Origin of the sequence: Mesorhizobium sp. M1307, from assembly GCF_040318155.1 — a bacterium.
Lineage (GTDB): Bacteria > Pseudomonadota > Alphaproteobacteria > Rhizobiales > Rhizobiaceae > Mesorhizobium.
In genome coordinates this window covers 1-24,910 of record NZ_JAMYLR010000004.1, presented here as the reverse complement: position 1 = coordinate 24,910, position 24,910 = coordinate 1, and the positions used below count along the sequence as shown (strand labels likewise).

Annotated in this window: 23 protein-coding genes; 21 read left to right on the top strand and 2 right to left on the bottom strand. The window is 63.0% G+C overall.

The annotated features are described in order from the left end of the window. Nucleotides 1-87 precede the first annotated feature (87 nt). From puuE to NKH16_RS07280, 15 genes are all read left to right on the top strand, one after another. Entirely contained in the window at nt 88-1,521 is a 1,434-nt protein-coding gene (puuE, locus tag NKH16_RS07350; protein WP_352898848.1) for an allantoinase PuuE, read from the top strand. Nucleotides 1,522-1,584: 63 nt separating this feature from the next. Next, complete coding sequence (locus NKH16_RS07345; protein WP_502903558.1) at nt 1,585-2,433, top strand: bifunctional allantoicase/(S)-ureidoglycine aminohydrolase; 849 nt, start codon at nt 1,585-1,587, stop codon at nt 2,431-2,433. Further along, nucleotides 2,430-2,933 (top strand): ureidoglycolate lyase, encoded by a 504-nt coding sequence (locus tag NKH16_RS07340; RefSeq protein ID WP_352454753.1) that lies wholly within the window; start codon nt 2,430-2,432, stop codon nt 2,931-2,933. The genes NKH16_RS07345 and NKH16_RS07340 overlap by 4 nt, the downstream gene beginning before the upstream one ends. Continuing rightward, nucleotides 2,933-3,526 carry a nucleoside deaminase gene (locus NKH16_RS07335; protein ID WP_352454754.1) on the top strand — a complete coding sequence of 198 codons (594 nt, stop codon included), beginning with the start codon at nt 2,933-2,935 and terminating at the stop codon, nt 3,524-3,526. The genes NKH16_RS07340 and NKH16_RS07335 overlap by 1 nt, the downstream gene beginning before the upstream one ends. Before the next feature lie 54 nt (nt 3,527-3,580). Further along, a complete protein-coding gene (locus tag NKH16_RS07330) occupies nt 3,581-3,895 on the top strand; it encodes a type II toxin-antitoxin system MqsR family toxin (protein WP_352454755.1) in 315 nt (104 codons plus the stop codon). Beyond that, the gene (locus tag NKH16_RS07325; RefSeq protein WP_352454756.1) at nt 3,876-4,295 is read left to right on the top strand and encodes a type II toxin-antitoxin system MqsA family antitoxin; all 420 of its coding nucleotides are present in this window, start codon (nt 3,876-3,878) and stop codon (nt 4,293-4,295) included. The genes NKH16_RS07330 and NKH16_RS07325 overlap by 20 nt, the downstream gene beginning before the upstream one ends. A 91-nt stretch (nt 4,296-4,386) precedes the next feature. Further along, nucleotides 4,387-6,369 carry a CocE/NonD family hydrolase gene (locus NKH16_RS07320; protein ID WP_352898843.1) on the top strand — a complete coding sequence of 661 codons (1,983 nt, stop codon included), beginning with the start codon at nt 4,387-4,389 and terminating at the stop codon, nt 6,367-6,369. Nucleotides 6,370-6,523: 154 nt separating this feature from the next. Beyond that, nucleotides 6,524-8,110 (top strand): ABC transporter substrate-binding protein, encoded by a 1,587-nt coding sequence (locus NKH16_RS07315; RefSeq protein WP_023676219.1) that lies wholly within the window; start codon nt 6,524-6,526, stop codon nt 8,108-8,110. Between the two features lie 16 nt (nt 8,111-8,126). Next, complete coding sequence (locus NKH16_RS07310) at nt 8,127-9,086, top strand: ABC transporter permease (protein ID WP_352681491.1); 960 nt, start codon at nt 8,127-8,129, stop codon at nt 9,084-9,086. A gap of 11 nt (nt 9,087-9,097) precedes the next feature. Next, nucleotides 9,098-9,925: an ABC transporter permease gene (locus NKH16_RS07305; RefSeq protein WP_352452240.1), complete on the top strand. Its 828-nt coding sequence runs from the start codon at nt 9,098-9,100 to the stop codon at nt 9,923-9,925. After that, entirely contained in the window at nt 9,925-11,610 is a 1,686-nt protein-coding gene (locus tag NKH16_RS07300; RefSeq protein WP_352898839.1) for an ABC transporter ATP-binding protein, read from the top strand. Before NKH16_RS07305 ends, NKH16_RS07300 begins: the two co-directional genes overlap by 1 nt. Nucleotides 11,611-11,617: 7 nt before the next feature. Further along, nucleotides 11,618-12,457 carry an alkaline phosphatase family protein gene (locus tag NKH16_RS07295; RefSeq protein ID WP_352614338.1) on the top strand — a complete coding sequence of 280 codons (840 nt, stop codon included), beginning with the start codon at nt 11,618-11,620 and terminating at the stop codon, nt 12,455-12,457. Between the two features lie 133 nt (nt 12,458-12,590). Next, nucleotides 12,591-13,154 (top strand): sigma-70 family RNA polymerase sigma factor, encoded by a 564-nt coding sequence (locus NKH16_RS07290; RefSeq protein ID WP_352898836.1) that lies wholly within the window; start codon nt 12,591-12,593, stop codon nt 13,152-13,154. After that, on the top strand, nt 13,151-13,819 hold the full coding sequence (locus tag NKH16_RS07285) for an anti-sigma factor (protein WP_352898833.1): 669 nt from the start codon (nt 13,151-13,153) through the stop codon (nt 13,817-13,819). Before NKH16_RS07290 ends, NKH16_RS07285 begins: the two co-directional genes overlap by 4 nt. 45 nt (nt 13,820-13,864) lie before the next feature. Beyond that, nucleotides 13,865-15,244, top strand: coding sequence for a S8 family serine peptidase (locus NKH16_RS07280; RefSeq protein WP_502911675.1), 1,380 nt, complete (start codon nt 13,865-13,867; stop codon nt 15,242-15,244). 5 nt (nt 15,245-15,249) lie between these two features. On the opposite strand, the gene NKH16_RS07275 is transcribed toward NKH16_RS07280, so the two are convergent. Continuing rightward, on the bottom strand, nt 15,250-15,744 hold the full coding sequence (locus NKH16_RS07275) for a DUF8737 domain-containing protein (protein WP_352452246.1): 495 nt from the start codon (nt 15,742-15,744) through the stop codon (nt 15,250-15,252). A 78-nt stretch (nt 15,745-15,822) separates the two neighbouring features. Between NKH16_RS07275 and NKH16_RS07270 the strand changes: the two genes are divergently transcribed. Then, nucleotides 15,823-16,731: a LysR family transcriptional regulator gene (locus tag NKH16_RS07270; protein WP_352898830.1), complete on the top strand. Its 909-nt coding sequence runs from the start codon at nt 15,823-15,825 to the stop codon at nt 16,729-16,731. A gap of 76 nt (nt 16,732-16,807) precedes the next feature. Here the strand turns inward: NKH16_RS07270 and NKH16_RS07265 are convergent, their stop codons facing one another. Continuing rightward, nucleotides 16,808-17,830, bottom strand: coding sequence for a substrate-binding domain-containing protein (locus tag NKH16_RS07265; protein WP_352452248.1), 1,023 nt, complete (start codon nt 17,828-17,830; stop codon nt 16,808-16,810). Between the two features lie 362 nt (nt 17,831-18,192). On the opposite strand from NKH16_RS07265, the gene NKH16_RS07260 reads away from it, so the two are divergent. From NKH16_RS07260 to NKH16_RS07240, 5 genes are all read left to right on the top strand, one after another. Next, entirely contained in the window at nt 18,193-19,548 is a 1,356-nt protein-coding gene (locus NKH16_RS07260) for an ABC transporter substrate-binding protein (protein ID WP_352452249.1), read from the top strand. Between the two features lie 227 nt (nt 19,549-19,775). Further along, nucleotides 19,776-20,789: a carbohydrate ABC transporter permease gene (locus NKH16_RS07255; RefSeq protein WP_023680221.1), complete on the top strand. Its 1,014-nt coding sequence runs from the start codon at nt 19,776-19,778 to the stop codon at nt 20,787-20,789. A gap of 1 nt (nt 20,790) precedes the next feature. Then, complete coding sequence (locus NKH16_RS07250; RefSeq protein WP_352452251.1) at nt 20,791-21,945, top strand: carbohydrate ABC transporter permease; 1,155 nt, start codon at nt 20,791-20,793, stop codon at nt 21,943-21,945. Nucleotides 21,946-21,949: 4 nt separating this feature from the next. Then, entirely contained in the window at nt 21,950-23,614 is a 1,665-nt protein-coding gene (bglA, locus tag NKH16_RS07245) for a beta-galactosidase BglA (RefSeq protein ID WP_352452252.1), read from the top strand. Between the two features lie 25 nt (nt 23,615-23,639). Then, nucleotides 23,640-24,752: an ABC transporter ATP-binding protein gene (locus tag NKH16_RS07240; RefSeq protein WP_352469836.1), complete on the top strand. Its 1,113-nt coding sequence runs from the start codon at nt 23,640-23,642 to the stop codon at nt 24,750-24,752. Nucleotides 24,753-24,910 lie beyond the last annotated feature (158 nt).

Genomic DNA, 24,910 nt, shown 5'->3' with positions numbered 1-24,910 from the left:
CGCGACAAAAACACTTTCAAAAATTTCGGGGGAATGCGCAGGCACTCCTTTCGACTATCCTGATCACAATTTCCGGCAGGAGCGAGAATGCGTTACGAACGAGACATGCGCGGCTACGGAGCCAATGCGCCGGATCCGAAATGGCCCGGCGGGGCGCATGTCGCGGTGCAGTTCGTCGTCAATTACGAAGAGGGCGGCGAGAATTGCGTCCTCCACGGCGACAAGGCTTCGGAGGCTTTCCTGTCTGAGATCGTCGGCGCCGCGCCCTGGCCCGGCCAGCGCCACTGGAACATGGAATCGATCTACGAATACGGCGCCCGTTCCGGCTTCTGGCGATTGCTGCGCCTGTTCAGCGCGGCGCAAGTGCCGGTCACCTGCTACGGCGTCGCCACGGCCCTGGCGCGTTCGCCCGATCAGGTTGCGGCGATGCAGGAGGCCGGCTGGGAGATCGCCTCGCACGGGCTGAAATGGATCGACTACCGCGACCATGCGCCAGAAGACGAGCGCCGCGACATGGAAGCGGCGATCCGGCTGCATTATGAGGTCACAGGGGCGCGGCCGACCGGCTGGTACACCGGCCGCACCTCGATCAACACGGTGCGGCTGGCGGCGGAAGAGGGCGGCTTCGACTATGTGTCGGACACCTATGACGACGAACTGCCCTACTGGTTCGAGCATGTGGCACCGGACGGGTCGGCGAAGCCGCAGCTGGTCATCCCCTATACGCTCGACGCCAACGACATGCGCTTTGCCACGCCGCAAGGCTTCAACTCGGGCGACCAGTTCTTTGCCTATCTCAGGGATAGTTTCGATACGCTCTATGCCGAGGGCAAGGCAGGACGGCCGCGCATGATGAACATCGGCCTGCACTGCCGCCTCGTCGGCCGGCCGGGCCGGGTCGCGGCACTGAAGCGCTTCATCGACTACGTCAAATCACACGACAAGGTCTGGCTGGCACGGCGCATCGACATCGCAAAACATTGGCAGGAGACGCATCCGTTCCGGTTGCCGGCGCTGCGCCCGTCGAAAATGGAAGTCGAGGCCTTCGTCCATACATTTGGCGGCGTGTTCGAGCATTCCCCGTGGATTGCCGAGCGCGCTTATGAGCTGGAGCTCGGCCCGGCGCATGACAGTGCCGGCGGCCTGCACAATGCGCTCTGCCGCGTCTTTCGCGCGGCAAGCGAGGCCGAGCGGCTTTCCGTGCTCAATGCCCACCCCGACCTTGCCGGAAAACTGGCGCAGGCCAAGCGGCTGACGGCGGAATCGTCGAGGGAACAGGCTTCGGCCGGCCTCGACGCGCTGACCGACAAGGAGCGCGAGCTGTTCGCAAAACTCAATGCCGCCTACGTCACCAGTTTCGGTTTCCCCTTCATTATTGCGGTGAAAGGCAAGACCAAGGGGGAGATCCTGGCCGAGTTCGAGGCGCGTATTGGCAACAGCCACGATGTCGAATTCGAAACCGCCTGCAGACAGGTCGAGCGCATCGCGCTGCTTCGCGTCAAGGACATGCTTCCGCAATAGGCTTTGGCTGCCGCGATAGGCCCTGGCTTCCGCAACAGGCTTGAATTTATGGATATGATGAAAATGGCCGAGCGAACCTATTATGCGCCGCAGGGCGGACATCCCGGCCAGAGCGAATTGCTGACCGGCCGCGCTGTGTTCACACAGGCCTATGCCGTCATCCCCAAAGGCGTGATGCAGGACATCGTCACCAGCGCCTTGCCGTTCTGGGATGGGACGCGCGTCTGGGTGCTGTCGCGGCCGCTGTCGGGTTTTGCCGAGACGTTTTCGCAATATATCGTCGAGCTCGCGCCTGGCGGCGGCAGCGACCACCCTGAGCTTGACGCCGCCGCCGAAGGTGCGCTGTTCGTGGTCGAAGGCGAGCTAAGCGTTTCGCTTGCCGGCAAGAAACATAGCTTAAGGCCGGGCGGCTTTGCCTTCCTGCCGCCGGCGAGTGGGTGGACGGTGCACAATGAAAGCGGCGCCGCCGTCCGCTTCCACTGGATCCGCAAGACTTATGATGCAGTCGACGGCATCGAGCCGCCGCAAGCGTTCTTCGTCAACGAACAGGACATCGCGCCGACGCCGATGCCGGGTACCGAAGGCCGATGGGCGACCACGCGCTTCGTCGATCCGGCCGACATGCGCCACGACATGCATGTCACCATCGTCACGCTCGAGCCGGGCGCGGTCATTCCCTTCGCCGAGACGCATGTCATGGAGCACGGGCTCTATGTGCTGGAGGGCAAGGCGGTCTACCGTCTCAACCAGGACTGGGTCGAAGTCGAAGCCGGCGACTATATGTGGCTGCGCGCCTTCTGCCCGCAGGCTTGTTATGCCGGCGGGCCAGGCAAATTCCGCTACCTCCTCTACAAGGACGTCAACCGCCACGCCAAGCTTGGCAGCGCCGGCGTCGCGAGACCTTTACCATGACCCGCATCGTCGCGCGGCCGCTGACCCGCGAAAATTTCGCCGAATTCGGCGACGTCATCGATATGGGCGGCGACAACCATTATTCGATCAATGGCGGCAAGGCCGAGCGCTACCACGACCTCGCCACCGCGGAAGCACGAGGACCGAATGCGCGCGTGCTGATCTCCATGGTGCGTGGCACGCCCTATGAGCTGCCGTTGAAGCTGACCATGGTGGAGCGCCATCCGTTCGGCAGCCAGGCCTTCATCCCGCTGTCACCACGGCCGTTCCTGGTCGTCGTCTGCCATGATGGCGAGGAGGGCCCGGGCGAACTGCATGCGTTCATCACCGCGCCCGGACAAGGCGTCAACTATCCGCGCAATTTGTGGCACGGCGTGCTGACGCCGATCGGCGATGTCCAAGATTTTGTGGTCGTCGACCGTGGCGGTGACGGCTCCAACCTCGAAGAGTGCCACTTCTCGCACGCCTACGAGATACATCTTCCCGATGGGAGCCGGTGATGACCGACATTTCGCTGATCGACCGCCTGCTCGATGTCATAGAGCACGACATCGTGCCGAAGACGGCCGAGGGCGTCGCGCATGGCAACAAGTTGTTCGGCGCGGCGATCCTGCGCAAGGACGACCGTTCGCTGGTGCTTGCCGAAACCAATAACGAGACGGAAAACCCGCTCTGGCATGGCGAGGTGCACTGCCTGAAGCGCTTCTACGAAATGCCGAAGGCCGAGCGCGTCGATACCAAGGACGCGATCTTTCTTGCCACGCACGAACCTTGCTCGCTCTGCCTGTCGGCGATCACCTGGACCGGCTTCGACAATTTCTTCTATCTGTTCAGCCACGAGGACTCGCGCGACAGCTTCGACATCCCGCACGATTTGAAGATCCTGAAAGAGGTCTTCACGCTCGATCCCGGCGGCTACAATGCCGAGAATGCCTATTGGAAGAGCTTTTCGATCCGCAAATTGGTGCGCTCGCTGCCCGACCCCGAGCGCGGCCGGCTGGAAGCGCGCATCCACACAATATCGGCGCGCTATGACGAATTGTCCGGCGCCTATCAGGCCGGCAAGGACGAAAACGACATTCCGCTGAATTGAATGCCGCAAAGTTCAATGGCTTGAATTGCCACCTTTATGGTGGCATATTGCGTTATGGAGAAACGCAGACCCACTTACGATCTTGATGCAATCAAGGCCGAGTTGGGTTCTGTCGACACGCTGGCAATCAAGACGTCCGCCCTGCGGGATGCCATTGGGCTGGGCTTTGATCGCGCCGGTATTGTCGAGGTGATCGGCGGCATCACGCGGAAGATGTTTGTAACGTCGATGACGACGTTCGCCGACCATCGTGTCTGGCACGTGCCAGCACGCGACCTGGTTCTTTACGTGAAATTTCAGGCGGACGTCGTGACCGAATTCACAGTCATGTCGTTCAAGGAAAGTGACTATGGCGATGAAAGAAAATAATGGAACGAATAGCATGACCTCCCCCGAAACAGGAGAAACGCTGACGCGTGGGGTGCGTCCGTTCACTGTGACTTACAAGGGCGAGAGCATGATCGTCGAGCTGCCGGGTTATTATCCCTCTTCGGGAAGTGAGGGCGTGCATGTCGGAGACGACATGACCGTCGTCGATGCAGCGCGCCGCATCCTCAAAGAAAAGATCGACGGCGTTCCGGCACCGGCCACCATCCGTCGCGTGCGCACAAAGCTCAAACTGTCGCAGCGCGAGGCAGGATCCCTGTTCAAGGTCGGCGAGAACGCTTTCGACAAATACGAACGGGGTCTGATCGAGCCGAGTGGCCCAACCATTCAGCTGATGACGCTGTTGGAAAAACACCCGGAGTTGGTGGACGAGTTGCGGTAGCCGCGCGGCCTCTCTGACAGGTCGCATAATTTGCTGCTCCAGTCGCGAATAGCGATTGAAAGTCGCCTCGCTGCGGGGCGTTATGCCCCGCATGAAAATCGTCACTGAATTCCCACGAAAGATCGTCGAATTTCCGGATATGGGGATCATCATGCCGGACGGCTGCCGGCTGTCGGCGCGGGTGTGGATGCCGGCCGATGCTGCCGACGATCCGGTGCCGGCAATCCTCGAACACCTGCCCTATCGCAAGCGCGACGGCACGATCTATCGTGATCAGCTGACGCATCCCTATTTTGCCGGCCACGGCTACGCCTCGATCCGCGTCGACATGCGCGGCAATGGCGATTCCGAAGGGCTGATGGACGACGAATATTCCGAGCAGGAATTGCAGGACGCTTGCGACGTCATCGCCTGGGCGGCGGACCAGCCCTGGTGCAACGGCAATGTCGGCATGATGGGCATTTCGTGGGGCGGCTTCAACTGCCTGCAGGTGGCGTCTAAGCAGCCGCCAGCGCTGAAGGCGGTCATCAGTCTCTGTTCGACGGTCGACCGCTATGCCGACGACATCCACTACAAGGGCGGCTGCCTGCTGATCGAGAATTTCGGCTGGGCCTCGACCATGCTGTCCTATTCGTCAAGGCCGCCGGATCCGTTGCTGGCCGGCGACAACAGATGGCGCGACCTGTGGCTGACCAGGCTGGAGAACCAGCCCTTCCTGGCACCGCTGTGGCTGAAGCACCAGCATCGCGATGCCTATTGGAAGCGCGGCTCGATCTGCGAGGACTATTCCGCCATCCATGCCGCGGTGCTGTCGATCGGCGGCTGGCATGATGGCTATCGCAATACGATTTCCCATCTCGCCGTCAATATCGAGGCGCCGGTCAAGGGCATCGTCGGCCCGTGGATCCACAAATACCCGCATTACGCCGCGCCCGAACCGCGCATCGGCTTCCTGCAGGAGGCCTTGCGCTGGTGGGACCGCTGGCTGAAGGACATCGACACCGGCGTCGAGGCCGACCCCGCCTACCGCGCCTATGTCATGGACAGCGTGCGTCCGGCGCGCTGGCATCCCGAGCGGCCGGGCCGCTGGGTCGCTGAATCGGAATGGCCGTCACCCAACATCAAGACGCAAGAGGTTGAGCTTATCGCTGAAGGCAACCACGCTATCGTCGCTTCGCCGCAAAGCTGCGGCCTCGCCGGCGGCGAATATTTCCCCTTCACCTTCGGCCCGGAACTGCCGGGTGACCAGCGCCCCGACGATGCGCTGTCGGTGTGCTTCGACCAGCCGGTGCTGACCGAAACGATCGACATTGTCGGTGCTCCCGAAGTTGTGGTCAGGGTCTCGTCGGACCGGCGCCAGGCGAACATCGCGGTTCGGCTGTGCGACGTCCATCCGGACGGGGCATCGGAGCTGATCTCGTACGGCATGCTCAACCTGACGCATCGCAACTCGCACGAATTTCCCGAAGCGCTGGTGCCCAGCGAAACCGTCAGCGCCCGGGTGGTGCTCGACCAATGCGCCTATCGCGTGCCGGTCGGCCATCGCTTGCGCGTTGCCGTTTCGAACGCCTACTGGCCGATGATCTGGCCGTCGCCGGAGCCGGTCCGGCTCGAATTGTCGGCCGCGACATTGATGCTGCCGGTACGCCCGCCAGCGACAGGCGACGAGGTCACCTTCCCCGCTCCCGAAGGTGCTGCGCCCTGGGCAACGGAGACGCTTCGGCCCGCCAATTCCGAGCGTCATGTCGATCGCGACGAAAAGACCGGAATGATTACGGTTTCCATCGTCGACGATTTCGGTGAGGTGCGCGACCTGGAGCATGGCCTCGCCCACGGGAGCCTCGCCAGGGAGACATGGGTGATCCATCCTGACAATCCGCTGTCAGCCTCGGGCAAGACGCATTGGAGCCAGACGCTGTCGCGAAATGGATGGTCGGTGCGCACCGAAACCTTCGCCGAAATGCGGTCCGACGCGCAAAGCTTCGTGGTTAGCGCCAGAATTGAAGCCTATGAAGGCGAGAAACTCGTCTTCGAGCGCAATTTCGAGGAGAAAATCCCGCGCGTGCTACTTTGAGCGCTTATAGCGATTGGTCCAATTGCGACGCACGATTTACGCCACGGCATGTCGCATTCGGTCTTGCTTACCGCTTTCCCTTACGGTCATTATTCTCCCGATAGAAATGAGAAAAACGACCATAAGGTCGGACCAACAGAGTGAGGAACTCAACATGTCAAACGAACTGGAATATCTGAGCCGGCGCGTTGCGTCCGGCAAGCTGAGCCGTCGCGATTTTCTCGGCCGGGCAGCAGCGCTTGGCGTCACCGCAACCATCGCCAATTCGCTGCTATCCAGCGCTTCCCGCGCGGCGGGTCCGGTCAAGGGCGGCACGCTCAAGGCCGGCCTGGTCGGTGGCGAGTCCACCAACAGCCTCGATCCGGCGCTGTTTATGACGCAGGTGCCGTTCGCCTTCGGCAAGATGTGGGGCGAACTGATCGTCGAACTGTCTCCCGAAGGCAAGCTCGAGAACCGCATCGCCGAAGAGATCGGCTCGTCGGACGACGCCAAGACCTGGACGCTGAAGATCCGCGATGGCGTCGAGTTCCACAACGGCAAGAAGGTGACCGCAGAGGACGTGGCCGCCACCCTCGAACGCCATTCGGACGAGAAGTCAAAGTCCGGTGCGCTCGGTTACATGAAAGGCATCGAGAGCATCAAGGCCAGCGGCAAGGAAGTGGTGCTGACGCTGAAGGAGCCGAATGCCGACCTGCCCTACCTGCTTAGCGACTATCACCTGATCATTCAGCCGAATGGCGGCAAGGACAAGGCCGATGCCGGCATCTCGGCGGGTCCTTACAAGGTCACCACCAACGAGCCCGGCGTGCGCCATGGCGGCGAGCGCTTCGCCAATTATTGGCAGGGCGACAAGATGGGCCATGCCGACCAGATAGAGATCATCGTCATCAACGACGCCACGGCGCGTACGGCCGCCCTGCAGGGCGGCCAGGTCCACATGATCAACCGCGTCGAGCCGAAGATCGTCGATCTGATCAAGCGCGTGCCCGGCGTCACCATCCGCAACCATTCGGGACCCGGCCACTACGTCTTCATCATGCACTGCAACACCGCGCCGTTCGACAACAACGATTTGCGGATGGCGTTGAAGCTGGCGATCGACCGCGAGGAGATGCTGAACAAGGTGCTGCGTGGCTATGGCTCGCTCGGCAACGACTTCCCGATCAATGCATCGTACCCGCTATTCACCGAGATCGAGCAGCGCAAATACGATCCCGACAAGGCCAAGTTCCACTACAAGAAGTCGGGCCATGACGGTGCCGTCCTGCTCCGGACGTCGGACGTCGCCTTCCCCGGTGCCGTCGATGCTGCACAGCTGTTCCAGCAGAGTGCTGCCAAGGCCGGCATCACGCTGGAGATCAAGCGCGAGCCGGGCGACGGCTATTGGTCGGAAGTCTGGAACAAGCAGCCCTTCTGCGCCTCCTACTGGGGCGGCCGGTCGACGCAGGATCAGATGTACTCGACTGCCTATCTGTCGACGGCCGACTGGAACGACACACGGTTCAAGCGTCCGGATTTCGACAAGATGGTGCTGGCGGCTCGCGCCGAGCTCGACGAGGCCAAGCGCAAGGCCATGTACCACGACATGGCTGTGATGGTGCGCGACGAGGGCGGCCTGATCCTGCCGATGTTCAATCAGTTTATCGACGCGACGGGCGCCAAGGTTGCCGGGTGGGTGGATGATCCGCATCAGGAGTTGATGAACGGATATGCTCTGGCGAAGTGCTGGCTCGAAGCCTGAGCCCGGCCTTGCGGATATGTCCTCACCCATCGTGAAACTGGTGGCCCAGCGCATTGCGCTGGGCATTCTGCTGCTGTTGGCCGTTTCGGTCCTGATCTTCGCCGGCACCCAGATCCTGCCCGGCGACGTCGCTCAAGCCATCCTCGGACAGTCGGCGACACCGGAGTCGCTCGCCAATCTGCGCGAGCAGCTCGGCCTCAATGATCCCGCCTACATCCGTTATTTTCGCTGGCTCGGCGGCATTCTGACCGGTGATCTCGGCACGGCTATGTCGAGCGGTCAGGATATCGCAACCTCTATCAAGGGAAGGCTGTGGAACACGCTGTTCCTCGCCTTCTGGGCGGCGGTCGTCGCGGTGCCGCTGGCGATCATCCTCGGGCTGATCGCGGTGCGCTACCGCAATGGCTGGGTCGACAAGCTGATCTCGGGACTGGCGCTGGCCTCGACGTCCTTCCCGGAATTCTTCGTCGGCTATGTGCTCGTCTTTTTCTTCGCGGTGCAACATCAATGGTTTCCCGCCATTTCCACTGTCTATGACGGGATGCCTTTCGGCGAACGCATTCAGGCCATCGCACTGCCGGCGGCGGCGCTGACCCTGGTGGTGCTAGCCCATATGATGCGCATGACGCGCGCCGCGATCCTCAACGTCATGCAGTCGGCCTATGTCGAAACCGCCGAACTCAAGGGGCTTTCGGCCTTCGCGGTCATCCGCAGGCATGCCTTCCCCAATGCCATTGCGCCGATCATCAACGTCGTCATGCTCAATCTCGCTTACCTGATCGTCGGCGTCGTCGTGGTCGAAGTTATCTTTGTCTATCCAGGCATGGGCCAATACCTCGTCGACCACGTCACCAAGCGTGACGTGCCGGTGGTGCAGGCGGTCGGGCTGATCTTCGCCGCCGTCTACATCAGCCTGAACATCATCGCGGACATAGCGGCGATCGTCGCCAATCCGCGCCTCAGACATCCGAAATGAGGGGGGCGGGTATGCTCGTCATCAAACGCATCCCCATCCCGGCATTGGTCGGCATCGTGCTGACGGCGCTGTTCGTGCTGGCAGCAATTTTTGCGCCGTGGATCGCGCCGCATGGCAATGCCGAGATCGTCAGCGACGTCCCTTGGGAACCGATGTCGGCGGCGCATTGGCTGGGCACCGACAATCTCGGCCGCGATCTGTTGTCGCGCATGATCTACGGCGCCCGCATCACCCTGTTCATCGCGGTGCTGGCGACCGCGCTGTCCTTCTCGCTCGGCGCCATCCTCGGCTTTTCGGCAGCGGTTTTCGGCGGCTGGTTCGACACGCTTCTGTCGCGTCTCGTCGATCTCCTGATGTCAATCCCGACACTGATCATGGCCCTTGTCGTGCTGTCGGTGCTGCCATCCAATCTGGTGACACTGATCCTGGTCATGGGCATTCTCGACTCGACCCGCGTCTACCGCCTGTCGAGGGCGGTCGCCGTCGACATCAACGTCATGGACTATGTCGAGGCGGCCAAATTGCGCGGCGAAGGCAGCGGCTGGATCATCTTCCGGGAAATCCTGCCCAATGCGCTGTCGCCGCTGGTTTCGGAACTCGGCCTGCGCTTCATCTATGCCGTACTGTTCCTGTCGACGCTGTCCTTCCTCGGGCTTGGCGTGCAGCCGCCGGACGCCGATTGGGGCGGCATGGTCAAGGAAAACAAGGATGGCATCGTCTTCGGCATAGGCGCCGCCCTCATTCCGGCGGCGGCGATCGCAGCGCTGGCGATTTCCGTCAATCTCGTCGCCGACTGGGTGCTCAACCGCACGACAAGCCTGAAGGGAGGACGCGGCTAATGGCTGACAAGCAACCGAAGCCCGGGCAACCGAAGCCCGGGCAACCAAAGTCCGGCGTGCTGCTCGACATCCGCAATCTGCGCATCGAGGCCACGGTATATCCGCCGGGTGAGGCGCCGAAGAACATCGTGCTGGTGCACGATGTCTCGCTGACGCTCGAAAAGGGCAAGGTGCTCGGATTGATCGGCGAGTCCGGCGCCGGCAAATCGACCATCGGCCTGTCGTCGATGGGCTACGGCCGCGGCGGCGTGCGCATCACCGGCGGCGAGGTCATCCTCAATGGCCGCGACATCTTGAAGGGCGGCAACGAAGGGTTTCGCAAATTGCGCGGCCGCGAGGTCTGCTATGTCGCGCAATCGGCGGCAGCCGCCTTCAATCCGGCGCACAGGCTGATGGACCAGGTGGTCGAGGCAGCACTCCTGCACGGCACGGCGACGCGGGCCGAAGCCGAAAAGCGCGCCGTGGCGCTGTTCAAGAAGCTCAGCCTGCCGAACCCCGAAAGCATCGGCGAGCGCTTTCCCCACCAGGTCTCGGGCGGTCAGCTGCAGCGCGTGATGACGGCAATGGCGCTGTGCTCGGAACCCGACCTGATCGTCTTCGACGAGCCGACCACGGCGCTCGACGTGACGACGCAGATCGACGTCTTGGCGGCGATCAAGGATGCCATCCGCGACACGCATGTCGCGGCGCTCTACATCACTCACGACCTTGCCGTCGTCGCCCAGGTCTCGGACGAGATCATGGTGCTGCGCCACGGCCGGCTGGTCGAATGGGGCGGCACCCGCCAGATCATCAAGGAGCCGCGCCAGGAATACACCAACGCGCTGGTTTCGGTGCATGAGATCGAACACCAGGAGCAGAAGCCTGGCACGAGCCCGTTCCTGTCGGTCAAGAACATCACCGCCGCCTATGGCCGCAGTCACATCAAGGTGCTGAAGAACGTCTCGGTCGATATTTTCCCCGGCCAGACGCTGGCGGTGGTCGGCGAGTCCGGCTCCGGCAAATCGACACTGGCGCGCGCCATCACCGGCCTCTTGCCGCCCGAACAAGGCACCGTCACCTTCGACGGACGGCCGCTCGCCAACCGGCTTGCCGACCGGCCGAAAGAGGATCTTCGCCAACTGCAGATGATCTACCAGATGGCCGACGTGGCGATGAACCCGCGCCAGACGGTCGGCACCATCATCGGCCGGCCGCTGGAATTCTATTTCGGTCTGCGCGGAAGGCAACGTGACGCCCGTGTCGCGGAACTGCTCGACAAGATCGAAATGGGCAAAGGCTATGTCGACCGCTATCCGGCCGAGCTTTCGGGCGGCCAGAAGCAGCGCGTCTGCATCGCCCGCTCGCTCGCCGCAAAGCCGAAGCTGATCATCTGCGACGAGGTGACCTCGGCGCTCGATCCGCTGGTCGCCCACGGCATACTGGAGCTGCTCCTCGGGCTGCAGAAAGAGGAAAACGTCGCCTATCTGTTCATCACCCACGACCTGGCCACGGTCAAGTCGATCGCCGATTCGATCGCCGTGATGTATCGCGGCGAAGTGGTGCGCTATGGGGCCAAGAGCAAGGTGCTGACGCCGCCCTTCGATGCCTACACCGATCTTTTGCTATCGTCGGTGCCCGAAATGGAGATCGGCTGGCTGGAAAAGGCGATCAAGGGACGGCGCATGGCCAGCGCGGGAAATTAGACACTCCGTGGCGCTCGACACAAAACTATTGCTCATCATCCTCGACGGCGTGCCTTACCGGAACTGGCGACGGCTGATGGGCAATCTCGAAGGCTGGGTGCAATCAGGCGAAGCCCGCGTATGGAAAATGCGTTCCGTGCTGCCGTCGACCTCGGCATCCTGCTATGCCTCGATCCACACCGGCGTGCCGCCCCAAGTGCACGGTATCCTGTCGAACGAGAACCGGTTTCGCGTCGAACAGCCGGACATCTTTTCCGAAGTCAGTAGGGCCGGCGGCAAGACCGGTGCGGTCACCCACTCCTACTGGTCCGAATTCTTCCGGGCCTATCCGTTCGATCTGGTCGAGGACATGGAGTTCGACCAGCCGGGCAGGCCGATCAGCCATGGCCGGTTCCACACCATGACCGGCTACAATGCCAGGAACCAGATGACGCCGAGCGACGTCGACCTGTTCGCGACGTTGACCATGCTGACCAGGCGCTACGGCATCGACTACGGCATCCTGCACAGCTGTACTCTGGACTCGATGGGCCACCGCTTCGGCCATGACTGCCACGAGATGGATCATGCCGTCTATGCAATGGACGCCATGCTCGCCGGCTTTCTGCCGCGCTGGCGGGAAGCCGGCTACGAGGTGATCGTCACCGCCGATCATGGCCAGACCGATCGCGGCCATCATGGCGGCCACGACGAGGAGATGCAGGATTTCGCACTTTACTACTTCGGATCCGGCGAGGGTCCGGAAGCCAATACGCTGCTCGATCAGCTGCAGCTCGCGCCGACGGTGCTTGCGCGCCTCGGCGTGCCGGTGCCGGCGACGATGAAGGCAGAGCCGTTCCTGAGTTGAGCGCGCGCCCTCTTCTCCCTCTGGCAACGCTCCCGCTCTTCAGTTAGCCTCCGCAAATATACGGGCGGATGCGGTGAACCTTTTTGGGCCGATCAGCGACAGAGCAGGCAGGAGCCAGGCGGCTCGACCGGCGATGACGGCCGCGGAGACCGATCGCGCGCTTGTCGAGCGGGCCGCGAAAGGCGACCGTGCCGCCGTGCGGCTCCTGTTCATGCGCCACCACGCGCGGGTCTACCGCTTCGTGGCACGCCAGACGGGATCGGAACTGATGGCCGACGATATCGCGAACGAGGTGTTCCTCGAACTCTGGCGGCAGGCACCGGCCTTCGAGGGGCGCTCGGAGGTCTCGACATGGCTGCTCGGCATTGCCCGCTTCAAGGCGCTGTCCCTGCTGCGCAAGAAGAAGGAAGACTGGATCGACGACCATGACGCGGCCCAGGTCGCCGACGGCGCCGACACGCCGGAAGTCGTGACGATGAAGGAAGACAAGGCCGCCGCCTTGCGACGCTTTATCGATGCCATGCCGGAAGAGCACCGCACGGTGATCGACCTTGCCTATTATCACGGGCAATCGGTGAGCGAGATCGGCGAGGTACTCGGCATCCCGGTCGCAACGGTCAAGACCAGGATGTTCTACGCCCGCAAGAAACTCGGCGAAGCCCTCAAGGCCGCCGGTTACGACAGGGGGTGGCCATGAGCGCCGCTGAAAAAATGTCACGCCGCGACGAAATGGAAATGCTGCTGCCGTTTTATCTGAACGGCTCGCTGGAGGGCACCGAGCTCGAAGCCATCGAGGAATGGCTGGCGAGCGATCCGGCGGCGATGGCCGCACTAGGCGAGGCCGAGGCCGAATTCTCCGGCACCGCTGCCGCAAACGAGGCAATCCGCCCGCCGGCCGATGCGCTCAGCCGCTTTGCCAAGGCGCTCGACGCCGAGGCCGGCCCGTCCCGCGCGCCTGCGGCATCGTCCTGGCTGGCGCAAGCCTGGAGCCGCTTCATGGCGGTGCCCGCCGGCGTCGCCTGGGCCGCGGCCGCGGTGCTGCTGGCCCTGGTCGTCGCGCAATCCTTTGTGCAGACCGGCAACAGAGGTGGCGATTTCGAGATTGCCGGATCGGAGGACGGTCTGGCCAAAATGCCGTTTGCACTGGTGAAGTTCAAACCGGATGCGAAGCTGTCCGACATCGTCGCTTTTCTCGACCAGAACCAGTTGAAGATCGCCGGCGGGCCGACCGCCGACGGCGTCTTCCGCGTCGGCGTCCCGGCCAAGACCGCCGCCGACTATCAGAAGCTGCTTGGCCTTATCGCCGCCCAGCCTTTCACCGAAGCTGCGCTGGAGGGAAGGAAACCGGCTGATGGCGGCTGAGGCGGTCATTCGATTGACGGCGGCGATGACTTCGCCGCGTCCGCAATGGCGCAGACCAATGACCCGAACCTCACCCAGGTGGAGATCGACTGCCTGAACCAGGGAAATGCTGCCAACGCCGACTGCGCCAAGGATGGTGGCGGCATGAAGGATGGCGGCAAAGCGCCGGCTCATGGAACGACGGGCGCGGTGTTTTTTCCGGGCTTGATTGTCGACCTGTTCCCCAATCCTGCCGTAGTCACCGAGGCGCCGATACCTCCTGGCAATACTGCGGCCCCACCCGCCGTCGCGCCGGCAATACAGGCTGCCGCGCCGGGCGGTGCGGTGGTTGCGCCGACCGATCCTGTGGCAACCGAGCCGCCGCGCGCCGTGACCGGCGATTTCGTGCCCGACGAGGTGCTGGTCACCGTCAATGGCGACGCCGGCGCGGTCCAGCAGATCGCGGCCTCGTTCGGCCTCGAGATACGCTCGCAGCGGCAGTCGCGGCTGCTCGGCAACACGCTGGTGCGCTTCGGCATTCCCGATGGCCGCCCGGTCGGCGTCGTGCTGGCGCAACTTGCCGCCGACGGCCGTACTTTGCGGCGTGAGGCCAACCATGTCTACTCGCTGCAGCAGGCGGCCAGCATCGTCAATTATGCGTTCGAGCGCATCGCGCTCGATGCCGACAAAGCCAGCGGCGGGAATGTGCGCGTCGGCGTCATCGACACCGGCATCGATGACGGCAATCCGGCGCTCTCCGGCGTCATCGCCGGGCAGTTCGATGCCATGCCCGACGTGCCGATCAAGGCGCGCGACCACGGCACTTCGGTCGATGGACTGATCGCCGGCACCGGCGCGTTCAAAGGCATGGCGCCGGGCGCCAGGATCTATCATGCCCGCGCCTTCGAGGGCGGCAAGTCGACCATGGACGTCATCCTTTCGGCGCTCGACTGGGCGGCGGAGCAGGATGTCCGCATCATCAATATGAGCTTCGTCGGTCCGAAGAACGACCTGCTCGGCATCGCCTGCCGCAATGCGCGCGCGCTTGGCATCGTGCTGGTTGCGGCCGCCGGCAATAACGGACCGAAGGCGCCCTATGGTTATCCGGCCGCCTTCGTCGGCGTGATCGCGGTGACGGCCACCGATGCCAAGGACGGGCTGATGCCGCAGGCCAATCGCGGCGCCTACGTCTTCATCTCCGCTCCCGGCGTCGAGATGGTGGCGCCGAGCGGCGCCGGCTCGGACGTGGTGACCGGGACGTCCTTCGCCGCGGCGATCGTGACCGGCGCGATCGCCAATCTGTTGCATGCCGCGCCCGACCGCTCCGCCGACTGGGTCGAGAAAGCACTTGCCGCCACGGCAAAGGATCTCGGCCCCAAGGGGCGCGACAATGATTTCGGCTTTGGCCTGCTGGACACCAAGGCGGCCGAAGCGGCGAAGGAATAGCCCGCTCAAGTCGCGTTTTGCTGAGGACGTAGGAGAAAATAGAATGCGGCGATGTGCGTTATCATCAGCAGCGGTACGTAGATGATCGGGATCGCGTAGGTGGCGCCCAGTTCGCCTGCGCGTGCAGGAAGGCCGATCTGAATGGCGTGGTAATAGTCGACGATGAGGTCGACCGTCCCTACGACATTGAAGGCGACGACCAACGGCCAGAAGAGCGGGCGTATCCTCACCGTGAGCAGCGCCAGCATGGCCAGCACGCCAGTCGCGAAATCGCCGTAGGCGGCGAATACGGCGAAGTCGGTGGGCAGATTGGGGCTTACGACGCCTGGAACCATGAAGACGAGCCCGAAGAAGCGGAAGCTGTGAAGCGTGGCGATGGCGCGTTGCGCCGCGACCCGGTCCATCGACCTGAGCCACGGCAAACCGTACGCGCCGAAGCAAAGCAGCCACGCGACGTAGCCGAGAACAAGGTGGGTTTGGAACACCATTTCCGTGGACATTTGGCTTCCTCACAGTTGATTCACGCGGCTTTAAGCCCGCTACCGCAATTCGACTATCCGGTGTAATCACAACAACCTATGAAGCAGAACTACACAGTCCGACATGGTGCGCTGGAGGGCGTCGAGGCGTTCCTGGCCGTCGCCAGGCGCCGTAACTTCCGCCGCGCCGCCGCCGATCTCGGCGTGACACCATCCGCCGTGAGCCAAGCGGTGCGCGCGCTGGAAGCCCGCCTGGGCACGGCGCTGTTCGTCCGCACGACGCGGAGCGTTGGTTTAACCGAACCTGGCCAGCGGTTCCTCGACCGTGCCGGCCCGGCATTCGAGGAGCTCGTTGCGGCCGGCGAGGCTGCTCGCGATATCGGCCAGCGGCCGACCGGGCTGCTACGTCTGTCTGTGCCTCGCGCTATCGTGCCGCTGATGTTGGAGCCGCTGCTCGCGTCGTTCTGCCAAGCCTATCCTGAGATCGAACTGGAGATCGCCGTGAGCGACCAGATGGTCGATCTCGCGACCGGCGGGTTCGATGCCGGCATCCGCCTCGGCCAGCTCATCGCCGCCGACATGGTCGCGGTGCGGCTGACAGCGCCGTTCTCGTTCGTGGTCGTCGGCAGCCCTGACTATCTCGAGCGCCACGGCCGTCCCGAGCGTGTCGACGACTTGCGCCACCACGCCTGCCTACGCTTGCGCCGCTCGAATGGCGCTATCGCGCCCTGGTCGTTCATCGACGGCAACGGCGCAATCGAAGCGGTCGTCTCAGGCCCGCTGATTGCGCACGACTATTCGACATTGGTCGGGGCTGCGATGCGGGGCGTTGGGCTGGCGCAGCCACCGCGACCACTCGCCGAAGGTCTGATAGCCGAAGGAAAACTCCAGTCGGTGCTCGACGGCGTCGCCACGACGACGCCGGGTGTCTTCCTTTATCATCCCGGCAAGCGCCAAGTCCTGCCGAAGCTGCGCGCCTTCATCGATCACCTCAAATCCGCGGCCTGAGACCAGGACGCACCCGCTGGTGCTGGCTAGCTAACAGCCGCCAAGAGTCGACCTCGGCCGTTCAGAGTGATTGCCTCTAGGCCGGCGCGCCGGCGACCGATCCCCTGACCACCAGGTCGACCGGCCAGACTTCGCCGCGAGCGCCCTCCTCCAGGCCGGAAATCCGCGCCGCCAGCCGTTCGGCGATGCGTGCGCCGGCCAGGCGGATCGACGAACGTGTCGTCGACAGCGGCACCGAAAAATTTTCCGGCTTCAGCCAGGGAAAGACGTCGTCATGGGCGATCAGCGACAGGTCGCCCGGAATGGTCAGGCCGAGATCGCGCACCGCGCGCACCACGCCGAGCGCCATGATCAGGCTGGAGCAGGCGATCGCCGTCGGCGCGTCGCTTTGTTCCAGCAAGCGCCGGGCGGCGCGGTAGCCGTTCTCCTCGGTCATGGTGAGCGAACAGACATGCTGATCACGAAGCACCAGGCCGCTCGCCGCAAGCGCGCGGCGCACGCCGCGCTCGCGATGGATGGCGAAGGTCTCGCGATCGTCGCCATTGATCAGCGCCAGACGCCTATGACCGAGCTGAACGAGTAGCCGCGCCGCCTCGTGGAAGGCGCCCTCATTGTCGATGTCGGTGAACGGATACTCGAAATCGAAGCCTTCGCTGCGGCCATGGACGATGAAAGGAATGCCGAGCGTATTGACCAGCGCCACCCGCCGGTCGGCCGGCCTCGGCGAGGAGATATAGACCGCGTCGACCTGCCGGTTGGCGACAATGCGGCGGTACGTCGTCTCCTGGTCGTCGGCATCGGCCGGTGACAGCACCAGGTCGAGCTCGTGCGAACGCGCATAGTCGCCGAGGCCGGACAGGAACTCGACGAAATGCGGGTCGATGTCGACGGTCGTCCCCGTCGGCAGCACATAGCCGATCATGCCGGTCTTGCCGGTCGCCAGCCGGCGGGCGCTCGGATTGGGGCGATAGCCGTGACGCTTGGCGGCATCGACCACCCGCCGGCGCGTTTCCTCGTTGACCTCCGGGTAGCCGTTCAATGCGCGGCTCACCGTAGTCTGCGAAAGCGCCAGCACATGGGAGAGCTGCTTGAGGTTCACCGGAGGCCTCCAAACCTCAAAGCGCTTTTAATCTGAATCGAGCCGGCCGCTACGAACTGCGCCGCCGAGCGCAATGACCTTACGCACGGTTCGGACCGGTTTGAAGCCGAATTTGCTGCTGCACCGCCAGAAAACTGTGCTGCAGCGCACTTTCGCTGGCACTCGACCGCAGAAATTAAATCGATTAATTTGGCTTTCTCTTGACTCCGGATCAATTCAGTGGCGAGATCAAAATCACCAAAGCGCTTTGGAAGACTCTACGAAAGGTTGCAGTTCCTTTCCGACTGAGTCACAGTCCTGCAGCGCCGGCGGACGGAATGGAGGTTTCGTTCGGTGTTTGTCACCACTGGGAGGGAATACCGATGAAGAAAATGCTTCTGCTGGGCGCTGCGTTTGCCACGCTTGCGCTCGCCATGCCGGCGCAAGCCGAACTGAAGTTCAAGCCGGGCGAAGATCCCCGTTTCAACTGGGCCAACTACGAGGAGCTCAAGAAGGTCGACCTCAAGGGCGAGACGCTGACGATCTTCGGGCCGTGGCGCGGCGAGGACGAAGGGCTTATCCGCACCGTCCTCGATTACTTCTCCGAAGCCACCGGCGCCGAGATCAAGTACTCCTCGTCGGAGAATTACGAGCAGCAGATCGTCATCGACACGCAGGCCGGCAGCCCGCCCAACATTGCCGTGCTGCCGCAGCCGGGCCTGATCCAGGATCTGGCATCGAAGGGGCTTTTGACGCCGCTCGGCGACGACACGGCCAACTGGGTCAAGGACAATTACGGCGCCGGCCAATCCTGGGTCGACCTCGGCACGTTCAAGGACAAGGACGGCAAACCCGGCTTCTTCGCCTTTCCGTATAAGGCCGACGTGAAGTCGCTGGTCTGGTACTCGCCGGACAATTTCGAGGAAGCGGGCTACAAGGTGCCGAAGACGCAGGAAGAGCTTGCCGAGCTCGAAAAGAAGATCATCGCCGACGGCGGCACGCCATGGTGCATCGGGCTTGGTTCGGGCGGCGCCACCGGCTGGCCGGCGACCGACTGGGTCGAAGACATCATGCTGCGCACCCAGACGCCCGAGACCTACGACAAATGGGTTAAGAACGAAATTCCGTTCAACGATCCGGCAGTGGTCAACGCGATCGACATTTTCGGCAAGATCGCGACCGACGACAAGATGGTCGAGGGCGGCGCCAAGGCGGTTGCGGCGACCGATTTCCGTGACAGCCCGAAGGGCCTCTTCTCGGTGCCGCCGAAATGCTATCTGCACCACCAGGCATCGTTCATCCCGACCTTCTTCCCGCAAGGCACCAAGATCGGCGAGGATGCCGACTTCTTCTATTACCCGCCCTACGCCTCCAAGCCCGAGCTCGGCACTCCGGTGCTCGGCGCCGGCACGCTGGCCATGATCACCAAAGATAGCAAGAGTGCCCGCGCGTTCATCGAATTCCTGAAGCTGCCGCTCGCTCATGAGATCTGGATGGCACAGGGCGGCTTCGTGACGCCGTTCAAGTCGGTCAACAAGGACGCCTATGCTAGCGACGCGCTGAAGAAGCAGGGCGAGATCCTGGCCAACGCCTCGACCTTCCGCTTCGACGGGTCCGACCTGATGCCGGGCAAGATCGGCGCCGGTGCGTTCTGGACCGGCATGATCGACCTGGTCGGCGGCAAGTCCGCCCAGGACGTCGCCACTGACATCCAGAAAAGCTGGGACGCGATCAAGTAAGCGGCCGGCTTGAGTTCCCAATGTGATGTGGTCCGGGCCTCAAACGGCCCGGACCTTATCCGGTGCTTGGCGTCGCGTCGATTGTCGTGAGCACAACGCATTCCGGCATGACGCGCGCCCAGTGACCTGCTTTCCGGCTGGTCGCGCTCCAGACAACTGAATCGGCGCATGATCCCGTCGCCAAAGCCATTCTCGACTGGCGGATCCGTGCGCAGGGGGAGGGACCCATGGCGGCTCAGATTTTTTCGGCGATATTCGTCATCATCATCGGCGTGGGCGGCTGCGTCGCCTATTTCTGGGGCGCCAACAAGGCACTCGACACGATCTTTCCGGCGCGCGGCGTTTCCGGCAAGGCGGCGATTAACAATCTGCGCCGGCAGGGGGTGATCCGGCCCTGGCTGTTCGTCGGCCCGGCGATGATCATCCTCACCATCTACCTGATCTACCCGGTGGTGGAGACACTGAGGCTGTCGTTCCTTGATCGCGGCGGCGCCCATTTCGTCGGCTTGGCCAACTATCAATGGGCGTTCGGCGACCGCGAGTTCCGCAACTCGATCCTCAACAACATCATCTGGCTGGCGGTGGTGCCGGCCGCCTGCACCTTCCTCGGGCTGATCATCGCCGTGCTCACCGACAAGATCTGGTGGGGCACCATCGCCAAGAGCCTGATCTTCCTGCCGCTGGCGATCTCGTTCGTCGGCGCCAGCGTCATCTGGAAATTCATCTACGAATATCGCGGCGACGGGCAGACGCAGATCGGCCTGCTCAACGCCATCATCCAGTATTTCGGCGGCCAGCCGCAGGTCTGGATCTCGCTGCCGTTCTGGAACAACTTCTTCCTGATGGTCATCCTGATCTGGATCCAGACCGGCTTTGCCATGGTCATCCTGTCGTCGGCCTTGCGCGGCATTCCGGAAGAGACGCTGGAAGCCGCCGTCATCGACGGCGCCAACCCTTTCCAGATCTTCTGGAAGATCATGGTGCCGCAGATCTGGGGCACCATCGCCGTGGTCTGGACCACCATCACCATCCTGGTGCTTAAGGTTTTCGACATCGTGCTGACCATGACCAACGGCCAGTGGAACAGCCAGGTGCTGGCCAATCTGATGTTCGACTGGATGTTCCGCGGCGGCGGCGATTTCGGCCGCGGCGCCACCATCGCCATCATCATCATGATCGCGGTCATTCCGATCATGGTCTGGAACATCCGCCAGGCGAACAAAGAGACGGAAGGGCATTGAGATGGCCGCGTCGACCGGAAAGTCCTTTGTCAGCCGTTTCGGCGTCCACATCGCCGTCTTCATCTTCGTTGCGATCTGGACGATCCCGACGCTCGGCATTCTGGTCTCGTCACTGCGCGACAAGGATCAGATCATCGCTTCGGGCTGGTGGAACTCGTTCACCAGTTCCAGCCAGACGGAAGCCGGCCGGCTGCCGCCAGCCTCGGCGCAGGTCGAGAAGGAGGGCAAGTTCGTCCTGCAAGGCAATATCTTCGGCGACGGCCCGGCCCGCAACATCAGCGCCTTTGGCGTCAAGTCGGCCGCGCCGACGCAATATCCCGCCGGCTCGACAGCCGATCTCGGCGACGGCGTCACCCTGCAACTCAATGCCGACGGCAGTTTCGTCATGACCTCGCCGAAGGCTTTCGAGAGCGAACGCGGCCAGCGCGTCTATTACGCCTCGTCGGCGCCGCCGAAATTCACCACCGACAATTACGACACGGTGCTGTTTTCGGAAGGCATCGGCCGCTCCTTCATGAACTCGCTGACCGTCACCATTCCGGCGACCGTCATTCCAATCCTGATCGCCGCGTTCGCCGCCTACGCGCTGGCCTGGATGCGCTTTCCTGGCCGGGCCCTGCTCATCGCCGTCATCATCGGCCTCCTGGTCGTGCCGCTGCAGATGTCGCTGATTCCGCTGTTGAAGCTCTATAACGGCGTCGGCAGCTTCTTCGGCGTGCCGTCGAAGACCTATCTCGGCATCTGGCTGGCCCATACCGGCTTCGGCCTGCCTTTCGCCATCTATCTTCTGAGGAGCTATATCGCCGGCCTGCCACGCGAGATCATGGAGTCGGCGCGCATCGACGGCGCCAGCGATTTCGAGATCTTCGTCAAGATCGTGCTGCCACTGTCGTTCCCGGTGCTGGCCTCGTTCGCCATCTTCCAGTTTCTCTGGGTGTGGAACGATCTGCTGGTGGCGATGGTTTTCCTTGGTACCGAGGGCGACCAGATCGTGCTTACCGCCAAGCTCAATGCGTTGCTCGGCTCGCGCGGCGGCGACTGGGAGATCCTGACGACATCGGCCTTCGTCACCATCATCGTGCCGCTGATCGTGTTCTTCTCGCTGCAGCGCTATTTCGTCCGTGGGCTGCTTGCCGGCTCGGTGAAAGGAGGTTGAGATCATGCAATCCGCTTTGAAGGCCACCCCGAAGCCAGATCTCGCTATCGATCGCGACTGGTGGCGAGGTGCCGTGATCTACCAGATCTACCCGCGCAGCTATCAGGATTCGAACGGCGACGGCATCGGCGACCTCAGGGGCATGATCGGCCGGCTGGCCTACATCGCCTCGCTCGGTGTCGACGCCATCTGGATCTCGCCATTCTTCAAATCGCCGATGAAGGATTTTGGCTACGACGTGTCGGATTATTGCGATGTCGATCCGATGTTCGGCACGCTGGCCGACTTCGACGCGCTGACCGCAGAGGCGCACCGGCTTGGCCTCAAGGTGATGATCGACGAGGTGCTCTCGCACACCGCCGACATCCATCCCTGGTTCAAGGAGAGCCGCTCGAGCCGCAGCAATCCAAAAGCCGACTGGTATGTCTGGGCGGATGCCAAGCCGGACGGCACGCCACCCAATAACTGGCTGTCGATCTTCGGCGGCTCGGCCTGGCAGTGGGACACCAGCCGCCAGCAATATTACCTGCATAATTTCCTGGCCGAGCAGCCCGACCTCAATTTCCACAGCCGCGCGGTCCAGGACGCGCTGCTCGACGTCACCCGCTTCTGGCTGGAGCGCGGCGTCGACGGCTTCCGACTCGATACCATCAATTTCTATTTCCACAGCCAAGGCCTGGAAGACAATCCGCCGCTGCCGCCCGAGCAGCGCAACGACCAGACGGCGCCGGCCGTCAACCCCTACAACTACCAGGACCATCTCTACGACAAGAGCCGGCCTGAAAACCTCGGCTTCCTCGAACGCTTCCGCGCCTTGCTCGACGAATACCCGGCGACGGCCGCAGTTGGCGAGGTCGGCGATTCGCAGCGTGGGCTGGAAGTGGTGGCGGCCTATACGGCCGGCGGCAAGCGCGTGCATATGTGTTACTCCTTCGACTTCCTGGCGCCGGAGAAGATCAGCGCGGCAAAGGTGCGCTCGGTGCTGGAAACCTTCGGCAAGGTGGCCAGCGACGGCTGGTCGTGCTGGGCCTTCTCCAACCATGACGTGATGCGTCCCGCCTCGCGCTGGGCAGCCGGCGAGCCCGACCCGACCGCCTACCTCAAGGTCATCTCGGCGCTGCTGATGTCGTTGCGCGGCTCGGTCTGTATCTATCAGGGCGAGGAGCTCGGGCTCAGCGAGGCCGAACTCGGCTTCGAGGATCTGCAGGACCCATACGGCATCCGCTTCTGGCCTGAATTCAAGGGACGCGACGGCTGCCGTACGCCGATGGTTTGGGACGGCGCTGCCCGCAATGGCGGCTTCTCGACGGCAAAGCCCTGGCTGCCGGTGCCCAGCAAGCACCTTGCGCAAGCCGTCAATGTGCAGCAAGGCGACGACGGCTCGCTGCTCGAGCACTACCGGCGCTTCCTGGCTTTCCGCCGCGCCCATCCGGCACTGGCCAAGGGTGATATCGAGTTCATCGAAAGCGAGGGCGACACCGTCGCCTTCACGCGCCGCGAAGGCAACGAGCAGATCGTCTGCGCCTTCAATCTCGGAGCAAAGCCGGCCGAGGTCGATCTTGGCGGCCGCTCATTGCAGCCCTTGCCGGGACACGGGTTTTCGGGACAGACTGGCGCCGGCACTATCCGCCTCGGCGGCTACGGCGCCTGGTTCGGGCGTATCGACTGAATTCAAGGAAGAACTGGAGGGTACCATGGCCGATGTCACGCTAAGGCAAGTGAGGAAATCATATGGCAATCTCAACATTCTGCACGGCGTCGACCTCGACATAAAGTCGGGCGAATTCATCGTCTTCGTCGGTCCCTCTGGTTGCGGCAAGTCGACCTTGCTGCGCTGCATCGCCGGGCTGGAGGAGATCACCTCGGGCGAGCTCAAGATCGACGGCGAGATCGTCAACGACGTGCCGCCGTCAAAGCGCGGCATCGCCATGGTGTTCCAGTCCTATGCGCTCTATCCGCACATGACCGTCTACGACAACATGGCCTTCTCGATGAAGATCGGCAAGGAAAGCAAGGCCGAGATCGACAAGCGGGTGCGCCAGGCGGCCGAGATCCTGCAGCTGACCAAATATCTCGACCGCCTGCCCAAGGCGATGTCGGGCGGCCAGCGCCAGCGCGTCGCCATCGGTCGCGCCATCGTGCGCAATCCCAAGGTCTTCCTGTTCGACGAGCCGCTATCCAACCTCGACGCGGCGCTGCGCGTCGCCACCCGCATCGAGATCGCCAAGCTCAAGGAGTCGATGCCGGCCACGACGATGATCTACGTCACCCACGACCAGGTCGAGGCGATGACGCTGGCCGACCGCATCGTCGTGCTGAAGGAAGGCCATATCGAACAGGTCGGCACGCCGATGGAGCTCTACAAGCGGCCCGGCAATCTGTTCGTCGCCCAGTTCATCGGCTCGCCGGCGATGAACATCCTGCCGGCGACGATCGACAAGACCGGCAACCCGACGGTCGTCAGCCATGTCGGCGGCCGCAAGGCAACGGTGCCGATCGCAACGCCTGCGTCGGCGAAAGGCGCAGCGGTGAGCTTCGGGGTGAGGCCGGAGGATCTGATGATTGCCACCGGCGCCGACTATTTGTTCGAAGGGACGGTCGATTACGTCGAGCAGCTCGGCGAGGTCCAGCTCGTCTATGTCGACATCGGCCGCGCCGACCTGCCGCTGGTGACCAAGCTGCCGGGCAATGTCGAGATCAAGCGCGGAGCGACACTGCGGCTGACGGCGGACGCCGGAGACCTGCATATTTTCGACGCGGACGGGCGCTCTTTCGCGCTCCATGAAGCAGAAGCAAAGGCGGCTTGAAGCAGGCGTTCTTCCGCCATGCAAGAGACAAGAGCGGCGGGGGGGAGCCCCCGCGGGGAGTTGGGGTTTCAATGGGGGCGCCAAAAGGGGGGTTCGGGTGGAGGACGCCGCCCCCCCGCGGATCTGGTGGTGTTTTGCACATAAAACAGAGACACATT